At 54.3% G+C, this 21,223-nt stretch carries 24 protein-coding genes and 1 other RNA gene; 21 read left to right on the top strand and 4 right to left on the bottom strand.

Going from position 1 to position 21,223, the window contains the following annotated elements; genetic code table 11:
• Nucleotides 1-13 precede the first annotated feature (13 nt).
• The 5 genes from V7747_RS15040 (at nucleotide 14) to V7747_RS15020 (ending at nucleotide 7,976) form a co-directional block, all read left to right on the top strand.
• Complete coding sequence (locus V7747_RS15040; RefSeq protein WP_335616831.1) at nucleotides 14-3,148, top strand: multidrug efflux RND transporter permease subunit; 3,135 nt, start codon at nucleotides 14-16, stop codon at nucleotides 3,146-3,148.
• The gene (locus V7747_RS15035; protein WP_335616830.1) at nucleotides 3,148-4,584 is read left to right on the top strand and encodes an efflux transporter outer membrane subunit; all 1,437 of its coding nucleotides are present in this window, start codon (nucleotides 3,148-3,150) and stop codon (nucleotides 4,582-4,584) included. Before V7747_RS15040 ends, V7747_RS15035 begins: the two co-directional genes overlap by 1 nt.
• Before the next feature lie 820 nt (nucleotides 4,585-5,404).
• On the top strand, nucleotides 5,405-6,055 hold the full coding sequence (locus V7747_RS15030; RefSeq protein ID WP_335616829.1) for a GNAT family N-acetyltransferase: 651 nt from the start codon (nucleotides 5,405-5,407) through the stop codon (nucleotides 6,053-6,055).
• Nucleotides 6,055-6,912 carry an ImmA/IrrE family metallo-endopeptidase gene (locus V7747_RS15025; protein WP_335616828.1) on the top strand — a complete coding sequence of 286 codons (858 nt, stop codon included), beginning with the start codon at nucleotides 6,055-6,057 and terminating at the stop codon, nucleotides 6,910-6,912. Before V7747_RS15030 ends, V7747_RS15025 begins: the two co-directional genes overlap by 1 nt.
• On the top strand, nucleotides 6,912-7,976 hold the full coding sequence (locus V7747_RS15020; RefSeq protein ID WP_335616827.1) for a beta family protein: 1,065 nt from the start codon (nucleotides 6,912-6,914) through the stop codon (nucleotides 7,974-7,976). Before V7747_RS15025 ends, V7747_RS15020 begins: the two co-directional genes overlap by 1 nt.
• On the opposite strand, the gene V7747_RS15015 is transcribed toward V7747_RS15020, so the two are convergent.
• Nucleotides 7,969-8,580 (bottom strand): sce7726 family protein, encoded by a 612-nt coding sequence (locus V7747_RS15015; protein WP_335616826.1) that lies wholly within the window; start codon nucleotides 8,578-8,580, stop codon nucleotides 7,969-7,971. The two genes, V7747_RS15020 and V7747_RS15015, sit on opposite strands and share 8 nt — an antisense overlap.
• Before the next feature lie 638 nt (nucleotides 8,581-9,218).
• Here V7747_RS15015 and V7747_RS15010 point away from each other — a divergent pair.
• The 3 genes from V7747_RS15010 to V7747_RS15000 are packed head-to-tail and all read left to right on the top strand — an operon-like array spanning nucleotide 9,219 to nucleotide 9,827.
• Nucleotides 9,219-9,377, top strand: coding sequence for a DNA-binding protein (locus tag V7747_RS15010; RefSeq protein WP_335616825.1), 159 nt, complete (start codon nucleotides 9,219-9,221; stop codon nucleotides 9,375-9,377).
• 4 nt (nucleotides 9,378-9,381) lie between these two features.
• Nucleotides 9,382-9,600 carry a hypothetical protein gene (locus V7747_RS15005; protein ID WP_335616824.1) on the top strand — a complete coding sequence of 73 codons (219 nt, stop codon included), beginning with the start codon at nucleotides 9,382-9,384 and terminating at the stop codon, nucleotides 9,598-9,600.
• Nucleotides 9,597-9,827, top strand: coding sequence for a hypothetical protein (locus tag V7747_RS15000; RefSeq protein WP_335616823.1), 231 nt, complete (start codon nucleotides 9,597-9,599; stop codon nucleotides 9,825-9,827). Before V7747_RS15005 ends, V7747_RS15000 begins: the two co-directional genes overlap by 4 nt.
• A gap of 26 nt (nucleotides 9,828-9,853) precedes the next feature.
• Here V7747_RS15000 and V7747_RS14995 read toward each other — a convergent pair whose 3' ends face one another.
• Nucleotides 9,854-10,015: a hypothetical protein gene (locus V7747_RS14995; protein WP_335616822.1), complete on the bottom strand. Its 162-nt coding sequence runs from the start codon at nucleotides 10,013-10,015 to the stop codon at nucleotides 9,854-9,856.
• Nucleotides 10,016-10,042: 27 nt separating this feature from the next.
• Between V7747_RS14995 and V7747_RS14990 the strand changes: the two genes are divergently transcribed.
• The 10 genes from V7747_RS14990 to V7747_RS14945 all read left to right on the top strand — a co-directional run bounded on the left by V7747_RS14990 (nucleotide 10,043) and on the right by V7747_RS14945 (nucleotide 17,622).
• Nucleotides 10,043-10,492 (top strand): hypothetical protein, encoded by a 450-nt coding sequence (locus tag V7747_RS14990; protein WP_335616821.1) that lies wholly within the window; start codon nucleotides 10,043-10,045, stop codon nucleotides 10,490-10,492.
• Between the two features lie 151 nt (nucleotides 10,493-10,643).
• Complete coding sequence (locus tag V7747_RS14985) at nucleotides 10,644-10,997, top strand: hypothetical protein (RefSeq protein ID WP_335616886.1); 354 nt, start codon at nucleotides 10,644-10,646, stop codon at nucleotides 10,995-10,997.
• A gap of 20 nt (nucleotides 10,998-11,017) precedes the next feature.
• Nucleotides 11,018-11,248, top strand: a complete 231-nt coding sequence (locus V7747_RS14980) for a hypothetical protein (RefSeq protein ID WP_335616820.1) — start codon at nucleotides 11,018-11,020, stop codon at nucleotides 11,246-11,248.
• Between the two features lie 26 nt (nucleotides 11,249-11,274).
• Nucleotides 11,275-11,517: a major capsid protein gene (locus V7747_RS14975; protein ID WP_335616819.1), complete on the top strand. Its 243-nt coding sequence runs from the start codon at nucleotides 11,275-11,277 to the stop codon at nucleotides 11,515-11,517.
• 123 nt (nucleotides 11,518-11,640) lie between these two features.
• Nucleotides 11,641-12,918: an attachment protein gene (locus V7747_RS14970; protein ID WP_335616818.1), complete on the top strand. Its 1,278-nt coding sequence runs from the start codon at nucleotides 11,641-11,643 to the stop codon at nucleotides 12,916-12,918.
• A complete protein-coding gene (locus V7747_RS14965) occupies nucleotides 12,918-13,268 on the top strand; it encodes a DUF2523 family protein (RefSeq protein ID WP_335616817.1) in 351 nt (116 codons plus the stop codon). The genes V7747_RS14970 and V7747_RS14965 overlap by 1 nt, the downstream gene beginning before the upstream one ends.
• Nucleotide 13,269: 1 nt before the next feature.
• Complete coding sequence (locus tag V7747_RS14960; protein WP_335616816.1) at nucleotides 13,270-14,541, top strand: zonular occludens toxin domain-containing protein; 1,272 nt, start codon at nucleotides 13,270-13,272, stop codon at nucleotides 14,539-14,541.
• Nucleotides 14,542-14,567: 26 nt separating this feature from the next.
• The gene (locus tag V7747_RS14955) at nucleotides 14,568-15,854 is read left to right on the top strand and encodes a hypothetical protein (protein ID WP_335616815.1); all 1,287 of its coding nucleotides are present in this window, start codon (nucleotides 14,568-14,570) and stop codon (nucleotides 15,852-15,854) included.
• Entirely contained in the window at nucleotides 15,854-16,837 is a 984-nt protein-coding gene (locus V7747_RS14950) for a phage integrase (protein ID WP_335616814.1), read from the top strand. The genes V7747_RS14955 and V7747_RS14950 overlap by 1 nt, the downstream gene beginning before the upstream one ends.
• 152 nt (nucleotides 16,838-16,989) lie before the next feature.
• Nucleotides 16,990-17,622, top strand: coding sequence for a hypothetical protein (locus V7747_RS14945; protein ID WP_335616813.1), 633 nt, complete (start codon nucleotides 16,990-16,992; stop codon nucleotides 17,620-17,622).
• 93 nt (nucleotides 17,623-17,715) lie between these two features.
• On the opposite strand, the gene ssrA is transcribed toward V7747_RS14945, so the two are convergent.
• Together ssrA and smpB are read right to left on the bottom strand one after the other, a co-directional pair.
• Nucleotides 17,716-18,104, bottom strand: a transfer-messenger RNA (tmRNA) gene (gene ssrA, locus V7747_RS14940).
• A gap of 213 nt (nucleotides 18,105-18,317) precedes the next feature.
• On the bottom strand, nucleotides 18,318-18,800 hold the full coding sequence (gene smpB, locus V7747_RS14935) for an SsrA-binding protein SmpB (protein ID WP_335616812.1): 483 nt from the start codon (nucleotides 18,798-18,800) through the stop codon (nucleotides 18,318-18,320).
• Between the two features lie 183 nt (nucleotides 18,801-18,983).
• Between smpB and V7747_RS14930 the strand changes: the two genes are divergently transcribed.
• From V7747_RS14930 to V7747_RS14920, 3 genes are read left to right on the top strand one after another with little or no spacing between them, the layout of a single operon-like run.
• A complete protein-coding gene (locus V7747_RS14930; RefSeq protein WP_335616811.1) occupies nucleotides 18,984-20,387 on the top strand; it encodes a sodium-dependent transporter in 1,404 nt (467 codons plus the stop codon).
• 7 nt (nucleotides 20,388-20,394) lie between these two features.
• Nucleotides 20,395-20,829, top strand: a complete 435-nt coding sequence (locus tag V7747_RS14925; RefSeq protein ID WP_335616810.1) for a type II toxin-antitoxin system RatA family toxin — start codon at nucleotides 20,395-20,397, stop codon at nucleotides 20,827-20,829.
• Nucleotides 20,822-21,136 (top strand): RnfH family protein, encoded by a 315-nt coding sequence (locus tag V7747_RS14920; protein WP_335616809.1) that lies wholly within the window; start codon nucleotides 20,822-20,824, stop codon nucleotides 21,134-21,136. Before V7747_RS14925 ends, V7747_RS14920 begins: the two co-directional genes overlap by 8 nt.
• The last annotated feature ends 87 nt before the right edge of the window (nucleotides 21,137-21,223 follow it).

Raw genomic sequence — 21,223 nt, 5'->3', positions numbered from 1 at the left:
TGGAGACGTCGAAATGCCCCAATTTTTTATTAATCGCCCGGTGTTTGCGTGGGTTATCGCGCTGTTTATCGTGTTGGTCGGCGTGATTGCCATCCCGCAGTTGCCAATTGCCCGCTATCCGTCGGTTGCGCCGCCTTCCGTGAGCCTCTATGCCTCCTACCCTGGTGCGACGCCGCAGACGCTTAACGACTCGGTAATTAGCCTGGTCGAGCGTGAGCTGTCCGGGGTGAAGAACCTGCTCTATTTTGAATCCTCGGCAGACACCTCGGGTAGCGCGCAGATCACGGCTACCTTCAAGCCAGGGACTGACCCAGAGCTGGCCCAGGTGGATGTGCAGAACCGCATCAAGGCGGTCGAGCCGCGGCTGCCGCAGGCGGTGCGGCAAAATGGCCTGCAGGTGGAGTCGGCTTCCTCGAGCTTTCTGATGATTGTTGGCATGACGTCGCCCAACGGCCAGTTCGATGAGGTCGCGCTGAATGACTACTTCGCACGCAACCTTGTTGAGGAACTGCGCCGTATTGACGGGGTAGGGCGGGTGCAAATGTTCGGTGCCGAGCAGGCCATGCGCGTTTGGGTGGACCCCAACAAGCTCACAGCGTTTGGGCTGACCATGACCGAACTGGCTGAGGCGATTGAGCAACAGAACGCACAGATTGCCCCAGGTCGGATTGGCGACGAGCCGGCGCTACCGGGCCAGCGTTTGACCGTGCCCTTGACGGTGCAGGGGCAACTGACGTCGCCTGAGGCTTTCGCTGCCATCGTCCTGCGCGCCGGTGCCGATGGTGCCAAGGTAACCCTTGGCGATGTTGCGCGGGTTGAGCTGGGCGCCGAGTCCTATGGTTTTTCCAACCGCGAGAATGGCGTGCCGGCTACCAGTGCTGCGATTCAGCTCTCACCTGGGGCCAATGCGGTACGCACGGCGGCAAAGGTGCGCGAGCGCTTGGCTGAGCTGGCGCCCAGTATCCCGGCGGGCATGGCCTATTCGGTGCCGTTCGATACGGCGCCCTTCGTCAAAGTGTCGATCGAGAAGGTGATCTACACCTTGTTCGAGGCGATGGCGCTGGTGTTTCTGGTGATGTTTATGTTCCTGCAGAACATACGCTACACCTTGATCCCGGCCATCGTCGCGCCCATTGCGCTGCTGGGTACCTTTGCAGTGATGTTGCTGGCCGGCTTCTCGATCAATTCGCTGACTATGTTCGGCATGGTGCTGGCAATCGGCATCATTGTTGATGACGCCATCGTGGTGGTCGAGAACGTCGAGCGGCTGATGGCCAAGCACGGTTTGTCGCCGAAGGAAGCGACCCGCCGAGCGATGCAGGAAATCACCGGCGCGATCATCGGCATTACTCTGGTGTTGACCGCTGTGTTTATCCCCATGGCCTTCGGTAGCGGCTCGGTCGGGGTGATTTATCAGCAGTTCACCCTGTCGATGGCAGTATCGATCCTGTTCTCTGCCTTCCTGGCGCTGACGCTGACGCCAGCGCTGTGCGCCACGCTGTTGCGTCCGGTCAGTGCCGATCATCAGCACAAACGCGGCTTTTTCGGCGCCTTCAACCGGGGCTTCGAGCGCCTCACTGAACGCTACGGCGCTCGGGTGGCGCGGCTGGTCGGGCGCAGCGGGCGGATGATGGCGGCATTTGCGGTGCTCTGTGCGGTGTTGGTTGTCGCCGCTCAGCAGCTGCCCTCTTCGTTCCTGCCGGAGGAGGATCAGGGCTACTTCATGACCTCCATTCAGTTGCCGACCGGCGCTACCAGTGAGCGCACGCTGGAGCTGGTAAAGGCCTTTGAAGCCCACGTGGCTTCGCGGCCGGCGCTGGATGCAAATATGGTGGTTCTGGGCTTCAGTTTTGCGGGGTCCGGACCCAATGCGGCAATGGCGTTTACCATGCTCAAGGATTGGGACGAGCGCGATGGTGCAACGGCGGCTGAAGAGGCAGAGCTGGCCCAGCAGGCCATGTCAGACAGCGTTGAAGGCACGGTGATGAGCCTGATGCCGCCGGCCATCGACGAGTTGGGAACGTCCTCCGGCTTCACCCTGTTCCTGCAGGATCGCGCCAATCGAGGCGAGGCTGCGCTGCTGGCGGCTCAGGCGCAGTTGCTGGAACTGGCCGCGCAGAGCAGTCTGGTCAGTGATGTGTACCCCGACGGTTTGCCGCCTGGCGAGAGCATCCGCCTGGAGATTGATCGGCAGAAGGCGGAGGCGATGGGGCTGTCGTTCAGTGCCGTAAGCGGCACGCTCTCGGCGGCCATGGGCTCGCTGTACGTTAACGACTTCCCGAATGCCGGACGCATGCAGCAAGTCATCCTCCAGGCTGACGCGGCAGCGCGCATGCAGCTGGATGATGTGCTCGGCCTGCGGGTGCGCAATGCCACCGGCGGTATGGTGCCGCTACGCGAGGTAGTGACGCCGATATGGAGCGAGTCGCCGCAGCAGATGATGCGTTTTCAGGGCTTTCCCGCGGTGCGTATTTCCGGTGGGGCTGCCCCCGGGGTGTCCAGCGGGGTGGCCATGGCCGAGATGGAACACCTAGTCGCGCAGCTTCCGCATGGGTTTGCGGTGGCCTGGACGGGGCAGTCGTTGCAGGAGCGCCAATCGGCAGCGCAGGCACCGCTGTTGATGCTGCTGTCCGCGCTCGTGGTCTTCCTGGTGCTGGCGGCACTCTACGAGAGTTGGAGTATTCCGCTGTCGGTGATGCTGGTAGTGCCGCTTGGCCTGCTCGGCGCGGTGGCGGCGGTGATGCTGCGAGGGATGCCTAACGATGTGTTCTTCAAGGTCGGGATGGTCACCATCATTGGCTTGTCGGCGAAGAATGCCATCCTGATTGTCGAGTTTGCCCGTCAGTTGCATAGCCAGGGGCATACGCTGGTCGACGCTGCAGTCACCGCTGCCCGCTTGCGGTTGCGCCCGATCCTGATGACCTCGCTGGCGTTCACCCTCGGCGTGATGCCGCTGATGCTGGCCAGTGGCGCCAGCGCTGAAACCCAGCATGCCATTGGCACCGGTGTGTTTGGCGGTATGCTCAGCGGCACGGTGTTGGCGGTGTTTTTTGTACCGGCCTTCTTTGTTTTCGTCATTGGCGCACAGGAGCGTTTCAGCGCCTGGCGTGCACAGCGGTCGGCGACACCGACCCAGGAGAATGCGTGATGCGCCTGCCCATCATTTTGCCGCTGGTCGTTTTTCTATCAGCGTGTTCGCTGAAGCCTGAGTTGCGGATGCCGCCTGCACCGGTGCCAGAGCACTTCCCGGTGCAGGAGCAGGCGCCTGCCTCGGTGCTGTCGGCCAGTGAGCTTGGCTGGCGTGAGATGTTCGCTGATCCCCGGCTGCAGCGCTTAATTGAGCTGGCGCTGGAGAACAACCGTGACCTGCGCCTAGCCGCTCTCAATGTTCAGGCGGCACAGTCCCAGACTGATATAGCGGGTGCGGCGCGCCTACCTGCGGTCGGGCTGGAGGGCACGCGCACCCGTGAACGCACAATCGATAGCGGCGGTAGCCGCTCCGGCGCCGGTGCGGTGAGTCAGCAGAATGGCTTGAACGTTGCGCTCAGCGCCTTCGAGCTGGACCTGTTCGGTCGCGTGCGTTCGCTCTCCGATGCTGCCTTCGCGCGCTATTTGGCTAGCCAGCATGGACGCGATGCGGCGCAGATCACGCTGGTGGGCGCGGTAGCCGAGGCGTACTTTGCCCAGCGTCTGGCAGACGAGCAGGTACAACTGGCCGAACAGACCCTGGCAGACTGGCAGCAGTCATTGGATCTGGCCCGTCTGCTCAAGCAGTCTGATCAGAGCAGCAGCCTGGATGTCGCCCAGGCTGAGAGCCAGGTGGCGCTGGCCGATGCGGAGCTTGAAGCGGGTCGCCGCAGACTGCTGCTGGCCAACAATGCACTGCAACTGGTGCTGGGCAGCCCGCTGCCCGCTGATTTGCCTCCGGCACCGCCGCTGGAGCGCCAACCGGTGATTGCCCATCTACCGGCCGGGCTGCCAGCGGATCTTTTGCTGAACCGGCCGGACCTGCAGCAGGCCGAGCAGGTGTTGGTAGCCGCCAATGCCGATATCGGCGCGGCACGGGCTGCGTTCTTTCCGCAAATATCGCTGACGGCATCGCTCGGTTACGCCAGCACGTCGCTCAGCAACCTTTTCGATCCCGCCTCTCAGGTCTGGCGTTTTGCTCCGCAGATCTCGCAGCCGCTGTTTCAGGGCGGGCGCCTGCGCGCAGAGCTGCGGTTGGCGGAGATTCGCAAGTCCGAGGCCGTCGCGCTTTACGAGCGCGCGGTTCAGGGTGCCTTCCGTGAAGTGGCTGACGCATTGGCCGGCACGGCCAGTTTCGACCGCCAGATCGACGCGCAGCTGCGCGCGGTTAAGGCTGCGGAGCGCCGTCTGCATTTGTCTGACCTGCGCTACCGGGCTGGCCTGGATGGCCGTCTGGAGCTACTCGATGCCCAGCGCCAACTGCAGGCCGCGCGCCAGGCCTTGCTGGAGCTGCGTGGTGCGGACATTGCCAACCGGGTAGCGCTGTACAAGTCCCTTGGCGGTGGCCTGCACGAGCGCGATGCCGAACAGCACAGCGCTGCTGCCGAGGTCCGTTAGCAGCGCACACGGGGCAGGCCAGGTTGGCGTTGCTCCGCTGCTGTTGGCGGTAGCGGGTAGTGGCTTTGCTGACAGGTATGGGCGAGCTTGAGCTGTTGCTCAATGCCAGGCTGGGGGTGACCTTCCGCCGAAACTACCGCTATAAACCCCGGCCCATGGCAGTGCTGGCTTTCATGGCTATGCCAATATGTATTCAGATGCTTTGGGTGCGGCGTTTTTAATCTTGGCTTCGGTGAGGCGTACAGCTTTAGCACTCACTCCTGGAATTACATCGGTGTCTTGGTATTCCAAAAATGCCAGAGGAGGGCGTGGAATACCATCTGGAATGCCAAGAAGCGTGGCTTCCCATAAGCGTTAATAGACGTCTTCGCATCGTAAGCTTTTGATTTTTATGTATTTCAGGCACAAAAAAGGACGTCCGTGGACGCCCTTGAATGTATATTTGGTGGAGCCGGGGGGATTTGAACCCGTTGTAGCTCTACTGCATTGCTACGCAATTTTTCGCTTTCCCTCTGAATTCAATATGTTAGCAACTTAAGCGCTTTGCGTTTTTCTGCATTGCGTCGCTATGTTTGCGACACTTTTTCGACAATCTGATTGCAGGTCACGCCCTATCTAGGGGAGCAATGCTGCTTGCACTTGCCCCTGCAAGGACAAAATTTTTATCTCATGCTATAGTGTCAACCTAATATTCCCTTCCCTTTTTGGAAGGGGTAGTGTGCCGCTCGCTCCAGACAAACCGGTGAGACACGGGCACCCTGTAAAATCTTATAAGTGCTCTCTGTATCTAAAATAATGGACGCTCGTTTTTGGAGGCTGGATGCCCGACTTGCCCGACCCTAATACCCATCTTATTTGCAATAAAACCGGCGCGCATGTCGAATATGTAATTAAGGATGGCTACAATTTTTCAGATATTGAAAGCATGCACGCTGACTGGACTAGTGCCCAGAACGAGGTTATTTCTGATTTGATAAGGGAACACGGTGATCGGTTGGACGATCCCGATTTTTCTTGCCAAATAATAGAACAGTATAGCCTGGCTGATCGTCACTGGAATTGGCTTAATAAAGCCTTTTTGTGTCGTTCAGGTGGATATATCTGGTTTTTGTTGATAGCTGAAAATAAGGTGCAGGGTGCTTGCGTTATTTACCATCCTAAGAAAAGCAGGTTGGATGAAGAAGAAATTTTCTATGTCGATTACGTTGCCTCTGCATATTGGAATAGAGACCGGCCCGGTTATAAAAAGCAATTTTCCGGGATAGGACGAAAGCTGCTGGCGCACGCTAGTCAGTTTATTAAGCAGAAATTCGGGTATAGATTTGGGTTCGGTCTTCACGCTCTGCCAACTGCCGAAAGTTTTTATTCGGGGATTGGCATGGTGGCGTATGAGCAAGATCCTGAAAAAGAGAATCTCAGATACTTTGAAGCGGGCTTGGATGCAGCTATGCAGATAGCGGGAGGTGTCTAATGGTCGACGAATTTGATATTGATAGCTCCGATTTTTTTGTAACTCCGCTGCTTAATGAAAGACAGTCTAATTTCTATGGCTCCTACAAGAGCTTGCGTGAAAATATTCAACCAGCTCAATTGCGAGAGCGCATTCCACCAGGGCAAAGCTCCGACGACTTTCTTCTACGAGTGGCGCGTTATACTGATCAAAGTTTTGGTGTTAAGTACAGAAAAAATCGTTCCGCGGATGAGTACAAGAGCCTTGTGTGGATGTCGCTCGTTAGGGATAAGGCTTACCGGCATGTAATTGCACGTCAGGTAAAAAGCTTTAAGTTCTTATCTCCTCGCAATTTGAGGGAGTTTGCGCGATTAAGTGTCGATCCCGGCAATATATCCAATTTGTCTGAGCATCTTTGGGATGAGTACGGCATTGTTTTTGTGGTTGAAAAGGCTCTTCCTGGCATGAAGGTAGATGGTTGTGCTTTTTTGTTGGAAGATGGAACCCCTGTTGTATCTGTGAGTACTAGATACAATAGGTATGATAACTTTTGGTTTACTCTTTCTCATGAGTTATCGCATATCGTTCTTCATTATGATTTGCTTGAGAATCCAATACTCGATGATCTTGATGAGGAACCAGACTCTGAGATTGAGGTTGAGGCAAATAGACTTGCCACTGACTCTTTGGTTCCCCGCGATATTTATAGGAAGCTTATCCTTTATTCCGATGTACCATCAAAGGTTTTGGAATTAAGTGGTCAGGCTGGTACTCATGCCGCTATTGCTGCTGGGATGATAAGGCATCATACCAAGAATTGGAAAAAATACGCTGATTTGGTTAGTTTTATGGATGTCAGAAAGGAATTCGATATCTAATGGTAAAATATTCTCCTTTTCTTAAAATGAAACAAAATGAAGTCCAGGCTATAAGGGAGCTAAGTGGCGATGTGTCTCTTGATATTAGGCCTGTTTTTGATATTCCAAGAGAGTCCAAAGAGCAAACTCTAGACGGGATAAAGGATCGGCTTAGGAAGGGGAAAAAAGAAGTTGCTGCATTGTTCAAGGGACGCAATGTTATTGAGTTCTACTTAGATAATTACGACCTTGATGACTCAATCTATATAGATGGGTCGCCGCAATACGGCTTCATTCTAAATGATTTCCGTCAATTTTATCCTATACCTGTTCTAGCTTTTGATAGAGATGCTACGCATAACGCTGAAGCTATACGATACGTCAGCGAAATGCGCAGCTCCGCCGCTATCCGGCTTCAGCGCGCCGATGTTGAAAGTTATAGGCTTGCAAGTTCAAATTTGCAGGATTTAATGAAAGATTTGTCGGAAGCTGGTTGTCGATCAGTTCACTTACTTATTGACCTTCGTGTATCTACTGACCCTCATGCTGATGCTGGTTTGGTCTCTGCCTTTATTGGACGTATTGCTGCCGACTTTGAATTTCATGTTATTGTCGTTTCAGCCTCGGTTATCCCTGCGGGTATTAATGCGCTTTTGAGTACAAATTCTCAGATTACTGTTCTTCGTAGTGAGAAAGTGATATGGGATTTTATTTCTGCAGAGCATAATGTTCTTTATGGCGACTATGGCGTGGTTAGCCCGGATTACTCTGACATTGATTTTGACCCGAGGTTCTTGAGGAGGTTTGCTGCCCCTAAGGTGTTTTATACGCACGGCGATCATTTTAGTGTTTTAAGGGGGGCTGCTTTCGATAGTCATCCAAAGGGTAATGGTCAATATTTTGATATAGCTGATGCGCTTGTTGCAATGCCTTTTTTTCGCTCAGTCGGTGCTTCTTACGGAGAGAAATATATTTACGATCGAAGTCATCTTGCCGCGGCTCGTCCAGCTAAAGCTGGAAATCCAGGCTCTTGGATCAAGGCGACCCTCGCCTCTCATATATCTTACATCGTTGCTACTATTTAGGCTGTCTTGATATAAGAGCGGCTTTGATCGATTTTATTGTTTCTGACTTTTTTAGCCTCTCTCCCATAAGGGACGCCAGCTCCAGTCTCGTTGCTTTTTTGCTTGTCTTTATTTCTATTTTATCTCTGGCTATCTCTAGTAACTCTTCTCTCCATAATCCCATGAGCGCCTTTTTCTTATCAAAGTCTGGGTTTGTTTGAGCTTTCCGTATGTGCCTTAGTTTGACGTTCTCACTGACGGCCTCTGCAACTATTATCCCCCAATATTCTGGCAGATTTTTTGTGGCCCATCTGACGTGGTTTTTTGTTATTACCGCCGTTACTCTAGGGAAAGTTTGGTTGTATATTTCTGCTTGTCTTGTAAGTCTTGATATGCTGTCTGTTTGCCCCTTTATTTCGTAGCAGTGAGTTTCTTTATAGAACGCAACTACGTCGGCTATAGCATTTCCATTATGAACTCTGACCTCTTCCATGATTTTTTCAACAGCCGGCTTTCTCCTTCGTATATGCTCTATCAGCGCTGTCCTTATTTCTTTGTCTTTTAGCATTTCTTCTTTTAGCTCAAATTTTACTAAGTTTGCTTTTGGCCTTTTATTCTTGGCCATACTTCGAAACTTGGTTCGCCAGTTTTTGCTTAAGTTTAGAGTTGAGTTCTTAGGCTATACTGTTGGCTGTTTGTGTTTAGAGCAATGCGAAACATGCAACCTGTTGCAGTGTCTTGACCTCTTAATTAACTATTTACCCTATGGAACCGGGAAAACCAGCGCCTAGCTGCTTCTTGAGTGATCGCTATCCCGCGTTGTGATTGGGTAACTTTGAGTTCGCCTCGTCGTATTCAGGGCTAGTTTGCCCTATTTCTGGTGCTGTTTGGCCACTGGCCAGCCATAGGGCGTACTGAGGAAACACTTTCACCAGAACGTCCAGTTCTTCAGTTGTTACACGAACTGCGCCTTTGCTGACGCTTTTCCACCTGTCGTGATCCCCGCCGCCTTTCTCGCTGGCTTTCTTCGGGCCAACCTTCTTTATCAATAATCTTGCTCTATCAGCGGAAGTTTCCATATAGAAATAAACAACCAATTAAATTGGGGGATATTATTGCCCTTAAATTCTTATGGGGATATAGTTACCCTAACCAGGGAGGTAATTGCCCTGAGCTCAGTCTTCTAATGCGGGATATAGTGGAACAAAGCGTATGGATATGGAAGGTTTCGGACCAGAAAACTTGATTGGAGCACCACCCATCATGCCGTGGCCCAAGTTTGCCGACTGGATCGGCATGGGCGATGAACCCCGCGTAGTCGAATCGTGGGTTCAACGCGGCTACCTCCCGACCAAGAAAGTCGGTAAGCGCGTCATGATCAATGTCGCTTTGCTGGTTCGTCAGTTGCTGGAAGAGGAGTAGGGCGATGAGTGAAACCATCTCTTACAGCATTCCTGACCCTTACTGTTCCGGCAACGTGATTGAGGTTTTCGCCGAGTCTGGCGGTGGTTGCTTCGACTTCAGGTTGGTACGCCAAGATCGCCGCGTTCTTTATTGCTCCGATGTCGGGTATGGCATTGCCGCAATTGCGCTTCGCGATGCTCTTGACCTGTTCACCTCAGATGATTTTGAGGTTGCGGCATGAACGCCATCCGTAACTACAAGCCCCAACATGAACCCGGCTGCCGCTGCGTCGTCTGCACCACTGCCGAGTTCGTCGCCACCATGCGCACCCGTGCTGAGGCTCGCCAGAAGCGTGTGCACGAGATCATGAACAATCCCTTTGGTACTCGCCGTGACTCCATCGGCTGGAAAGAAGAACGCCCAGCCAAGCCCATTGATTACCGCAAAGCCTCTGAAGGTGAGGTGTAACCATGACCTGCAACAGTGACCGCCAATTAACCGATGGCTATGTGCTCTGCCAAGAGTGCGGCCACGTTGAGGAATACACCCAACAGCGGGCGGAAGGTCATGAAACCTGCGTCCGTTGCGGGGCCAAGTTCTGCGGTTGCGCCTGTTGTGATGGTCTGGCCCGGCTGAATCTGCAGCTGAAAATCCATGAAGTTACTGACGGAGAGGGCTGATCTATGTCTGCTTGGGATTTGACCGCTATTGGCCTGACCTCGTTGTTTGGCGTCCTTCTGCTCTATGTCGTCGGGTGTCACGCCCTGCGCTTTGTGTTGGCCTATTCACCCTGGCCGATCACGGCTCAATCCGGTTCATCTGATAAACCGGTCTCGCCCTCTGAATTCCGAGTGAAACGCTATCTAGTCGCGCTCCTTTGGCACTGGACGTTTCCTTTCATGATCGGCGCTGTCACTGCTTCATTAGTGTCCGCCCTTGGCATTCAGCATGCCGTTGACTCTGTGGGTCAGGCTCTTGATGCCTCGATGCAACGAATGATCGACAGCTGTACCACCGAAGCCACCGAGACGGCGGAAATTAGCGGAGCAACGCGGAGTCTGTTTCCGCTGGCTCGGGGGCCAACAAGCCCAACGGGCGCGTTAGCCACGCACCCACGAATACCACTGTTGTAACGCACCCAGCCCGCGCAGTGGCTGACCCGTAAAACCCCAGCAACACCGAGAACAACCCTCGGGCGAAAAATCACAATTCGCCTGTGTGGATTCGCTCGGCCTGCTGAAAGGCAATCGCGCAATCAAGCGCACCACAAGTGAGGTACTACCAATGGCACGTTCAACTATGGAAGTCGCATTTCTGAGCACCCAAAAACTGGAATTCACCGGCAGCAATGGCCACGTCAAACAGGTGAAAGTCTTCTACGGCGACGAGCCAGACGGCGAAACCGAAAACGGCCTGTCCATCGTCAGCATGGATGTTCCGCCAGAAGTGGCCGACGAAATCTTTGCCGCCGGTGCCAACATCGCCCCGCTCGAGCAGGTCCGCATCACCTTTGAAATCGCTCGTGCTGGAAAGCAGAAGGGCAACAATCTGTGCCTGCACATTGAGCCTGTGAAAGCTCGCACCGAGAAGCCAGCAACACCGGCCGCCGCCAACACCCAGGGCAAACCCAGTAACTGATTTTTGAAAAGGGGTAGGTCATGGGGCCGCAAGTTTACGTTCAGGTCTGTTCCACCTTTGACCAAGCCGGTCAGTGCGTGGAATCGGTCTGGCAACTGGCCTACCTCGCTTCCGACTCTACCGAGTTTGAAGCCTTCACCGCATTCGATCCCGAGGCCTTTTGGTCTGGGTTCGGGTACACGCTGACCTTCTTCGCCATCGGTTTTGGCGTCGGTCTGCTCGCTGCAGTACTCCGCAAAGCACGCGGATAACCCCAACCATGAAAGAGGTAATACCCATGAAAGATATGACTGCTGTACGCCGTTTCGGCTCCAAGTTCGGCACTGCTGCCCGCAATGCTGCCATCGCTGTATCTGTGCCGGTTATGGCCAGCCCCGCGTTTGCTGCACTGCCGGAAGAGGTCACCACCCAGATGACCACTGCCAAGGCAGACGCCACCGAGGGCGGCGGTTTGATCATCGGTGCAATCGCTGTGGTCGCCGGTATCGCACTGGTTATCGCGATCTTCCGCAAGGCCTGATCGTGCTCTGGTCATTGGCACTGGGCGTCTTCATGGCCTCGGCGTTCATTGCGGGAATTAAAGTCGGCCAGTATCAATGACATCTAGGGGCCTACGGGCCCCTTTCTTCTTGGCGGTTTGCTGATGCGTATTTTTCTTTTCTTCATTCTGCTGGTTTCAGGCTCTGCTTTCGCTGAGCCCTATCTCTGGTATCAAGGCGCCATTTCCACAGGTCTGTATGACAGTCCTATGGCTGCGTGTGCTGGTTACGTTAGTAGGAATTCCCAGCCTGTCGGCACTCCAAACACAAAAAATTATCGAAACCCACGTATTGAGCCTTATACAGAAAGGCAATTTAAGTGTTTTTTCGAGTACCTGCAGACATATAGCGACGGCTCTTACGGTGATACTTATAGCAATCAGAGTCTTTACGTCACCCGCGTAGGCGACTCATGCCCTAACCCTGATGACACATACAATCCTCAAACCGGCGAGTGTGAAAAAAACTGTGATGACACGGTAGGTGAAACCCTGCTCGCCCGGGGCAATGATAGCGTCGTGGTGAACTACAACGGACGGAATATCGTTGCCTCCAGTGCGCCGGAAAGCGTTTGTTCAGTTAGCTGTAAGTACACTCCCGTTTCCTCTTATGAAGCGTCCTGCTATTTGCTACCCGGCTCAACCGATACCGGCTACTGCAACTACATCGTGGAAGGCACTGGTGACAGTTGCTCCGGCTCCAACCTCACTCCCGGCGACCTCGGCGGCGATCCTCTCAATCCTCCCCCTGAACCTGAAGAGCCCGGCCCGGAACCCGATCCGTGTCATGGCGTTCCCGGTTATGAGTGGGATGGTTCAACCTGCGTTAAATCGGGTGGCGGCAGTGATGGTGGCGGTGATGGGGGTGGTGACGGCGGCGGGGATGACGGCGGTGACGGTGGTGGCGGTGGTGGCGGTGGTGGTGATGGCGGCGGCGAAGGTGGCGGAGAGGGTGGTGGAGAAGGCGGCGGTGAAGGCGGTGGAGAGGGCGAAGGCGGCGGCAATGGTTCTGGCGGCGGCAACGGCGGCGGTGAAGGTGAAGGTGACTGCACTGGCGACGACTGCGGTGAGGGTTCCGGTCTTGCCGAGCCGGAGAAAGGCACCTTCGAGGATGCCATCACTGAGTACCAACTAAAGATCGACGAAACCTTAGCGGACATACAAACCAAATCGGGTCAGTTCAGTGACCTGATTGTGCAGAAGCTCGATGTGCAAATGTCCTCTGGTAACGCTGCGCTGCCGTGCTTTAGCGCCACCATAAGAGGCGAAAAAATCAACCTGTGCTTTTCGGACTACACCGAGGAGCTGTCGATTATGCGCAACCTGTTGCTGTTCTTGGCTTCCGTCATCGCGCTTTACATTATTTTCCGGGAGGACAAGTAATGGACTTTCCCTTCATTGGCGACATTCTCGAATTTTTCCAATCGATTTGGGATTGGGTTTATTCAGGCATTTACGACTTCGTGAAGGAGGCCTTTGTACTGGCCACCAAGGTAGCTATCTACTCCTACTTTCAGGCCTTACTGTTCGCTCTCGACGTGGCCTTTCAGGTGTTCCAGGAACTGGTCAGCGAGATTGGTATTAGCGATGAAATCCAGCGCTACTACAACATGCTCAACGCCGACATCCGGGGTGCCCTCGCCTTCTTCGGCATCCCTGATGCGTTCATGATCATCTTTTCTGCTATCGGCACCCGGTGGGCGCTGAAGTTCGTGCCGGTCGTGGGGCGCTGATATGGCCATTAAAATTCACCACGGCCCGAACGGCTCCTACAAAACCTCCGGCGCAATTCAAGATGATCTCATTCCGGCTTTGATGGCCGGGCGTCACATCATCACCAACATTCGTGGCCTCACACGCGAACGGGTGTTTCAGGTTTTTCCCGATCTGCCGTCCTCCGTTGAGGTGGAAAACCTCGATCTAGAAGACCTTGATGATCTGGAGAAAATGCGCACCTTCCCGCAATGGGCACCGCGGGGCGCGTTCATCATCTTTGATGAAACCCAACTGATCTTTCTCAAATCGTGGCGTGAGACTGACCTGCGCAAGTTCGATTTCCCGGGTGGCTCCAAGGCCGCCAAAGAGGCAGACCGGCCGATTAACTGGCTAGACGGCTGGACCCGCCACCGGCATTGGAACTGGGACATCATCCTGACCACGCCGAACATCGGCTACATCCGCGACGATATCCGCCTTACCGCTGAAAAGGCCTACCTGCATTCAAATCTGGCCGTCATCGGTATTAAGGGTCGTTACAAAGAATCGCAGCACGCCGCCACCGACAACAAGCCCCCCATGAAAGGCTCGCTCGTGTCGGTCAAGAAGATCAACAAGAGGACGTTCAAACTCTATGACTCAACAGCAACCGGCACCGTCAGCGACACCATCGCGGGTAAGAGCCTGTTTAGAGATCCTAAGGTTCTTCTACTTCTGGCACTTCCGGCCATCGTGTTTGGCAATTTTCTACTTGGTGATGGATTCAGCTTCTCTCAGCGTTCGACTGATACTGCAGCTGATCAGCGCTCTATGGCGGATCGTTCGTCCGCCGCTGGTGATGGTGGTTCGTTACATTCTCGTCCGCCTGGTGGTCCTTCTACTGTTCCTGTATCTCGGCAGCAAAATTATCAGTCTGCTGGTCTAGAGCACCCCTTCCAAGGCCACACCATCGCCATCAAGGCGGCTTTGCTTGGCAGCAAACATGGACTGCGGCTTTACCTCTTCGATGTCATCAGCCAGTCCGGTGAGCGGTTTCAGGTCAACAGTCGTCAAATCCTGCAAAGCGGCTACACCCTCTCAGAAGCGGCTGATTGCTCTGTGCGGCTCACGTTCAAGCAATGGTCATCTTATGCAGTCTGTACGGGCGTTGCGCAGCGCACGGCGGAGCGGCTCGTCTCGGAGCGAAGCAGTGCGCCCAGCAGCGCCCCCGAAAAACGCTACGTCACCGTTGTAGCCGAAACGCCGCATGACGTCCCTGTAACACGTCATATAAACCGAACTAACGATTAGCAATAACACGCAATGGAGCGCTATAAATGGTTCGTCCTGTTGATCACATTAGACTGAATCACCTCACGGCAGAAGATGATGAAAAAGGCCGTCTGTTTGCTGATCGGTCTACCCATCAGATAACTGATTTGTCAGGTGTTCGTCTCCTGCGTTGTGGCGTTGATACTGTCCGCCAACTCTATCGGGGTCTGATCAGGGTCGGTGTTCTGGCCCTTTTCGAGAAACCCGGCACCATTGTCGATTTCGCTGGCCAGCGCTGGCACTCCGGTCGTGTTGGCCGTGATTCCGGTTATCAGTTCAAGCTGCAGAATGCTGACCTTGGCTTTGTTTTGCTGATCAAGAATTTCAACGCCAAGGCGGAATCGATCGGGCCACACCTGAAAATTGAAGTCTCTCCGCACGCGATCGACAGCCTGTCGCCCGATCGGCTGCAAGCCAGAATGGATTTCTACGCCTCGCAGCTACTCGATAATGTGGAAGTAAACCAGTGCGCGGTTCACCTCGCCCTTGATCTGCAAGGCTGGCAACCGCCTGCCGATTTGGTCGCCCGCATGCACTGCCGAGCACGCAATCATCGAGACATTAGCGGTATCAACTCGCTGAACTGGGCTACCAAGTCCAGCGTTTACGGACGGGGCGAAACCTCTATGTTCGGCTCTGCCAACGGCATTCAGCTGTGTATCTACAACAAGACCGAGCAGGCCAAAGCCACTGACAAACTGGACTATTGGCAAAGCGTCTGGCGTCGCGGTGATGATCCGTTTGATCCTGATTGCCTGGGCAACTATGACGCCGATCAGGAAGTGTGGCGCATTGAGCTGCGCTATCACCATTCGGTGATTCAGCAGTTCGCTGCTGGCTCTGTAGACGTCAACTCCGGCCAAGCCATAGAGACGCACACCTTTGAGGCCTTCTCGGCCCATCTGGACGGACTGTGGCGCTACGGCATGAATCAATTCAAGCTGCTGAGAACCCCCCGTTATTTTGATCCCTTCTGGACTCTCATCCGTGATGATGTCCGGGTCGATCTGCCGGTTGAATCACTGATCGATGACACTGAGTACAAACGCTACTACAAAACCGCCAAGGGCTTTTCCGGTAAGAACGTCGAGCTATTCTTGGGAAACTTCGTCAGCCTGCTGGCACGGGAGCGAGTAGGCGCTACTAAAGCCTTTGACCGTCTGAGGGAATGGGAATGCTGGCCTGTGATTCGTGATCACTATGCAGCTAAAGATATGACCGAACGGGATATCTATCGGCATATACGCGACCTGCTGGAAGAGCGGCAGGTGCGATGGGGTAGGGCGGTCTGATGGCGATCACACAGTTAGCTGATGGGCGATGGAAAGTCGATATCGAGCCAATCAAGGGCACTCGTTATCGGCGAACCTGTAAAACCAAGGCTGAGGCCCTACGCTTTGAGGCTACCTGCCGTTCCAAGGTGATCGACAATCCTGATTGGTCTCCGCGTCAGGCTGATAGCCGAAAACTAAGCGTGCTGATCTCTCTCTGGTTTGATCTGCATGGTCATGGCTTGCGTGATGGCCTGCGGCGGCGCTCTAAGCTGGATTTGCTGGCGAAGCGCTTGCACAATCCGGTTGCCGCCAAGCTGTCCTCTCATGCCTATGCGGCAGATCGGAGGGTCAGGCTTGAAGGTGGCGTTTCTGCGAAGACCCTGAACAACGAGTTGGGCTATCTCCGGGCCGTTTATAACGAACTCCGGGGGCTTGGCGTCATTGCGTATGAAAACCCCTTGGCTCTTGTTAAACCGCTTCGTCTGCAGGAACGTGAGTTGTCCTGGCTGACCTCCGAGCAGATCGCCGAGTTGCTTGAGTCCATCCGTACCCGCTGCGATAACCCGCACGTTGAACCCATCGTGCTGATTTGCCTTGCGACCGGTGCCCGCTGGTCTGAGGCTGAAAAGCTCAAGCCCACTAGCGTGCGTAAGGGTGTCATTACTTTCAGTGGCACGAAAAGCGGGAAGGTGCGATCTATCCCTATTTCGGCGGAACTCGAAGCCAAGCTGATAAAGCACTGGAAGCAGTACGGGCAATTCACCTCTGCTATCACTGCTTTTCGGCGGGCTTTGGCTAGGACTAGCATCAGGCTCCCAAAAGGGCAGGCGGCTCATGCTTTGCGGCATACCTTCGCTAGTCACTTCGTTCAAAACGGCGGCAACATCCTCACGCTGCAGAAAATTCTCGGTCATTCCACCGTGGTCGTTACCATGCGTTACTCCCACCAAGCTCCCGATCATCTTCAAGACGCCATCCTTTTGGGTCCTCCGCTCCCATAGCGCTCGTTGGCATCCTTAGTATTCGATTAGTGATAGCTTAGTTTTGATCTAGCCTATATTCAGTGTTGCATGTTATTTCAGTTAGTGTTTATATAGTCACCATCTAGTGATTGGCTAGTAATTTTTCCTAAATGCTAAGCAAGGAGTTTTTTATGTCTCTGAATCGAGATATTAGTAACGAGCGCTGTGTTGTTGTTTTCACTTGTCGTGGCAAGGAGCGCATGATGAGAGAGCGGGGGTCTCAGGCTTGGCGGATAGACGCTGCTAGAGCTTCGAAATGTCAGTACCTGATTTGTGTTCAGAATCGGAATGAGACCTGGGGGCAGCCTTCTGCCCCTCACAAACACGCGTTTCTTATTGCTAGGATTTCCCGGGTCGAGGAGGTTGGTGATGAGGGCCGGCACGCCATAAAGTTTAACTCCTGTGCCGATATTAACGTTCCCAATTCATGGGGCGGTAACCGTAATCCGGTTGCGTATGGGCGTTTAGGCGATTTTGGGATTAATACTGAGGAGGATATCGAGGATCTGTCCTTCACCCGTCTTGGTACGTCTCTCTATTTGAGCGAAACGGGTGAAATGAGTGACATGGGTGACGCCGAGTTTATTCTGTCTGAGGGCGATGATTATGAAGCTGCTGCAGCCGCATCCTCGGATGAGCAAACCTCCTGTTCGGGGCAATCTGTCCAGGACCGAGCTGGTATCAGTTTTGATGAGGCTAGGCAGGGGTTATCGGTTCGCTATGGCGTCCGGCCTGAGCAAATAGAAATTCTAGTCAGGGCGTAATGGTTCATGTCTCTCCAGTTATGGGTTTTCGACACTTTATCGACACCCATAAAGAAAAAACCCCGAAAACTGTAACGTTTTCAGGGTTTTATTTGGTGGAGCCGGGGGGATTTGAACCCCCGTCCGCCAGTCCGCCGCTATTGGGTCTACATGCTTAGCCAGCTCTACTGAGTTAACTCCTCACCGCCCGAGTGGCAGGGTGCTTGGAGCGAGTTGTGTAATGTTTAGCCGCGTCGTCCACAACGTACTAGGCGGCGATCCTGTTCTATCTGACAATCACTTCGAGTTTACAGGCATCCTCTAATGATCGCTGGAGCCGAAGCTACCAGAAGTGCTTTCTAGGCTGCTTACGCAGCTAGTTGAGCACCATAATTGTCGTCATTGGCAATTATATAGGTTTGCAACAGTGGATTTACGAGTTCTGTTACCAACTCGGCATGCCCCTCCAGTTTTGTAACCGTCGTCGAATCCAAATCGGCCCCAAAGCTTTCAGGTGTATTACTGAGACGCGATTGTACGCGAAAGGTTCCGCCTTACAAGGGCGGGTCGAAACGCGGGCAAAAAAATACCCTGACGAGCAGGGTATAGGATCTTGCTTGCTTTAAACCATAAACCGGACTGGTGGAGCGGACCAGCCCTGTTAATAACTCTGACGCGACTGGTTTCAATTGGTTCAAAAAAAATCAAAAAATTTTTCAGCGCTGGTTGTCTCGGACGACTCGCTGCTTCTCACGGTCCCAATCGCGCTCTTTCAAGGTTTGGCGTTTGTCGAAATCTTTCTTGCCGCGTACCAGGGCAATCTCGCATTTCACCAGGTGGCCTTTCCAGTACAGGGCGAGAGGTACGCAGGCGAATCCTTTCTGTTGCACGCCGGTGATCAGCTTGTCGATCTCGCGTGCGTGCAGCAGCAGCTTGCGGGTGCGGGTAGGGTCGGCGACGACGTGGGTGCTGGCTGTCATCAGCGGGGAAATGTGTGCGCCGAGCAGGAAGGCTTCGTTGTTTTTCAGCAGCACATAGCTGTCGACAAGTTGCACCTTTCCTTCGCGCAGGCTTTTGACTTCCCAGCCGGTCAGGGTCAGGCCTGCCTCAAAGCGGTCTTCGATGAAGTAGTCGTGTTTGGCCTTCTTGTTCAGCGCGATGGTGCCGCTGTTGGCCTTGGCGTTTTTTTGCTTGCTCATAGGCGGCGCATTATACCTATATTTATCGGTAAATCAGGTGTCCTTTGCTGTATCACTGACCTGTTGAGCGAGACAAAGTGCCCTATTTCCGGTGTGAGCTTTTGGTGTTGGCTACTCTGGCTTGTGGCGGCTGATCAAAATCTGGACAATGCCGTTCTTTTTTAGGGCTGACCTGGAACGGATATGACCAACGAGAAGGTATCGATTCACGGGATCTGGGCAAGTCGCTGGGTATTCATTCTGGCGGCGACCGGGTCGGCCGTGGGGCTGGGCAATATCTGGAAGTTTCCCTATATGGCTGGCGCCTATGGCGGCGGCGCTTTCGTTCTGGTGTATTTGTGCTGCATCGCGCTCATTGGTTTGCCGGTGATGCTCGCGGAAACACTGCTGGGAAGGCGCGGGAGGCAGAGTCCGGTCAATACGCTGCGCAGTCTTGCTCGGCAGTCTGGCGCGTCCGAGCGTTGGTCCTGGGCAGCCATGATGGGCATGCTTGCGGCGCTGCTGATTCTTTCATTTTATAGCGTGGTGGCGGGCTGGGCGCTGGATTACATTCTGGCGATGGCGCGGGGAGATTTTAACGGTATTGATGGCGCGGGTGCGGGAGCGCGCTTCGACGCGCTGACTGCGGATCCTTTGCGGCTGACGCTTTGGCATACGCTATTCATGCTGCTGACTGCCTTTATCATTGGACGCGGGGTGGTGGCTGGGTTGGAGCGTAGTCTGCGTATCCTGATGCCGCTGTTGTTCGTATTGCTGGTCGTGTTGTTGGGTTACAGCCTGACCACAGGGCACTTCATGGAAGGCGTGCGCTTTCTATTTCACTTTGACCTTGCCAAGGTGCCGGAAGGCATTCTGGCGGCGATGGGGCACGCATTTTTCACCCTTAGCGTGGGGGTGGGGTCAATCATGGTGTTTGGTGCCTACATGCCGCGCAAGGCGTCACTGGGCTCAACCATTATTACTGTTGGATTGCTGGACACGGTGGTGGCCCTGACGGCCGGCATGGCGCTGTTTCCGGTGGTCTTCGCTGCGGGTCTGGAGCCTAGCGCAGGCCCGGGCTTGATGTTCGTCACTCTACCCATCGCTTTCGGCAATATCAGCATGGGGATGTTGTTCGGCGTAGTGTTTTTTGTGTTGGTGGCGATTGCCGCCTGGAGTTCGGCGATTTCCATGCTGGAGCCTGCGGTAGCTTACTGGGTTGAGCGAAGCGGCAAGAGCAGGCCGGCGGTTACTGCAATAATGGCGCTGTTCTGCTGGATCGTAGGGCTGGGTACTGTGCTGTCCTTCAACGTGTTGGCAGAGGCGCGGTTTTTCGTTACCAATGCTGACGGCTGGCACTTTTTTCTCTGGACGTCTGAGGGAGGCAAGACTTTCTTTGAAAGCATTGATTATCTGACCAGCCGTATCTTCCTGCCGCTAGGCGGTCTGCTGTTTGTGATCTTTGCTGGCTGGGTGCTGGATCGGGAGGTCTTTCGCGGCGAGCTGGCGCTGAAGTACCCGCGCCTGTTCCCGTTGGTGTATTGGCTGTTACGCTATCTGGCCCCTGCAGGTATTCTGATCATATTCATTACAGAGCTGAGTAAGTGATAACCGCATGACGCACATACAACGTTCGGCCTTACTGCCCTACCCGGCGAGCCGTTTATATGACCTGGTCAATCGGGTGGAGCATTACCCCGAGTTCTTGCCCTGGTGTTCCAAGGCGGAGATTCTTGGCGAAAGCGACGTAGAGATGTGCGCGGAGCTGACGGTATCCAAGGCGGGCTTTTCACAAGCCTTTACCACGCGCAATACGCTGATACCCAATGAGCGCATTGCCCTGCACCTGGTTGACGGCCCTTTCAGTGATCTGCAGGGCGTATGGGAGTTCAAGGCACTGGGTGAGGCGGCATGCAAAATCACTCTGGATCTGAAGTTCGACTACTCGGGGCCGCTGGTGAAAGCCACCTTGGGGCCGCTGTTCAATCAGGCCGCCAATACTCTGGTGGATGCTTTTTGTCAGCGTGCCAAGGAGTTGTACGGTGGCTGAAAAAACCATGGTGGTAGAGGTCGCTTACGCGTTACCGCACAAGCAGAAAATTATTAGCCTAAACGTGCCGGAAGGCACCAGCATGATTGATGCGGTGTCGTTGTCGCGGATGGATGAACACTTTCCTGAACTGGACCTGGCGACTTGCCCGCTAGGTATCTTTGGCAAGGCTGTGCCGAAACCGGCCGAGCGAGTCTTGCAAGCGGGTGAGCGTGTCGAGATTTACCGGCCGCTGATCGCTGACCCCAAGGAAGTGCGCAAGCAGCGCGCGGCCAAGGCCAAAGCCGCCAAGGAAGAAGAGTCCTAAGGGGGTAATAAAAAAGGCGCCCGATAGGCGCCTTTTTTGTCGCAGCAACTTTTACTCGCCGGTGCCCAATGGGGCGCCAAGGTCAAC

The sequence above is a fragment of the Halopseudomonas sp. genome, assembly GCF_036960865.1.
Lineage (GTDB): Bacteria > Pseudomonadota > Gammaproteobacteria > Pseudomonadales > Pseudomonadaceae > Halopseudomonas.
Note: the sequence above shows the minus strand (reverse complement) of the source record. Positions and strands in the feature narration are given on the sequence as shown.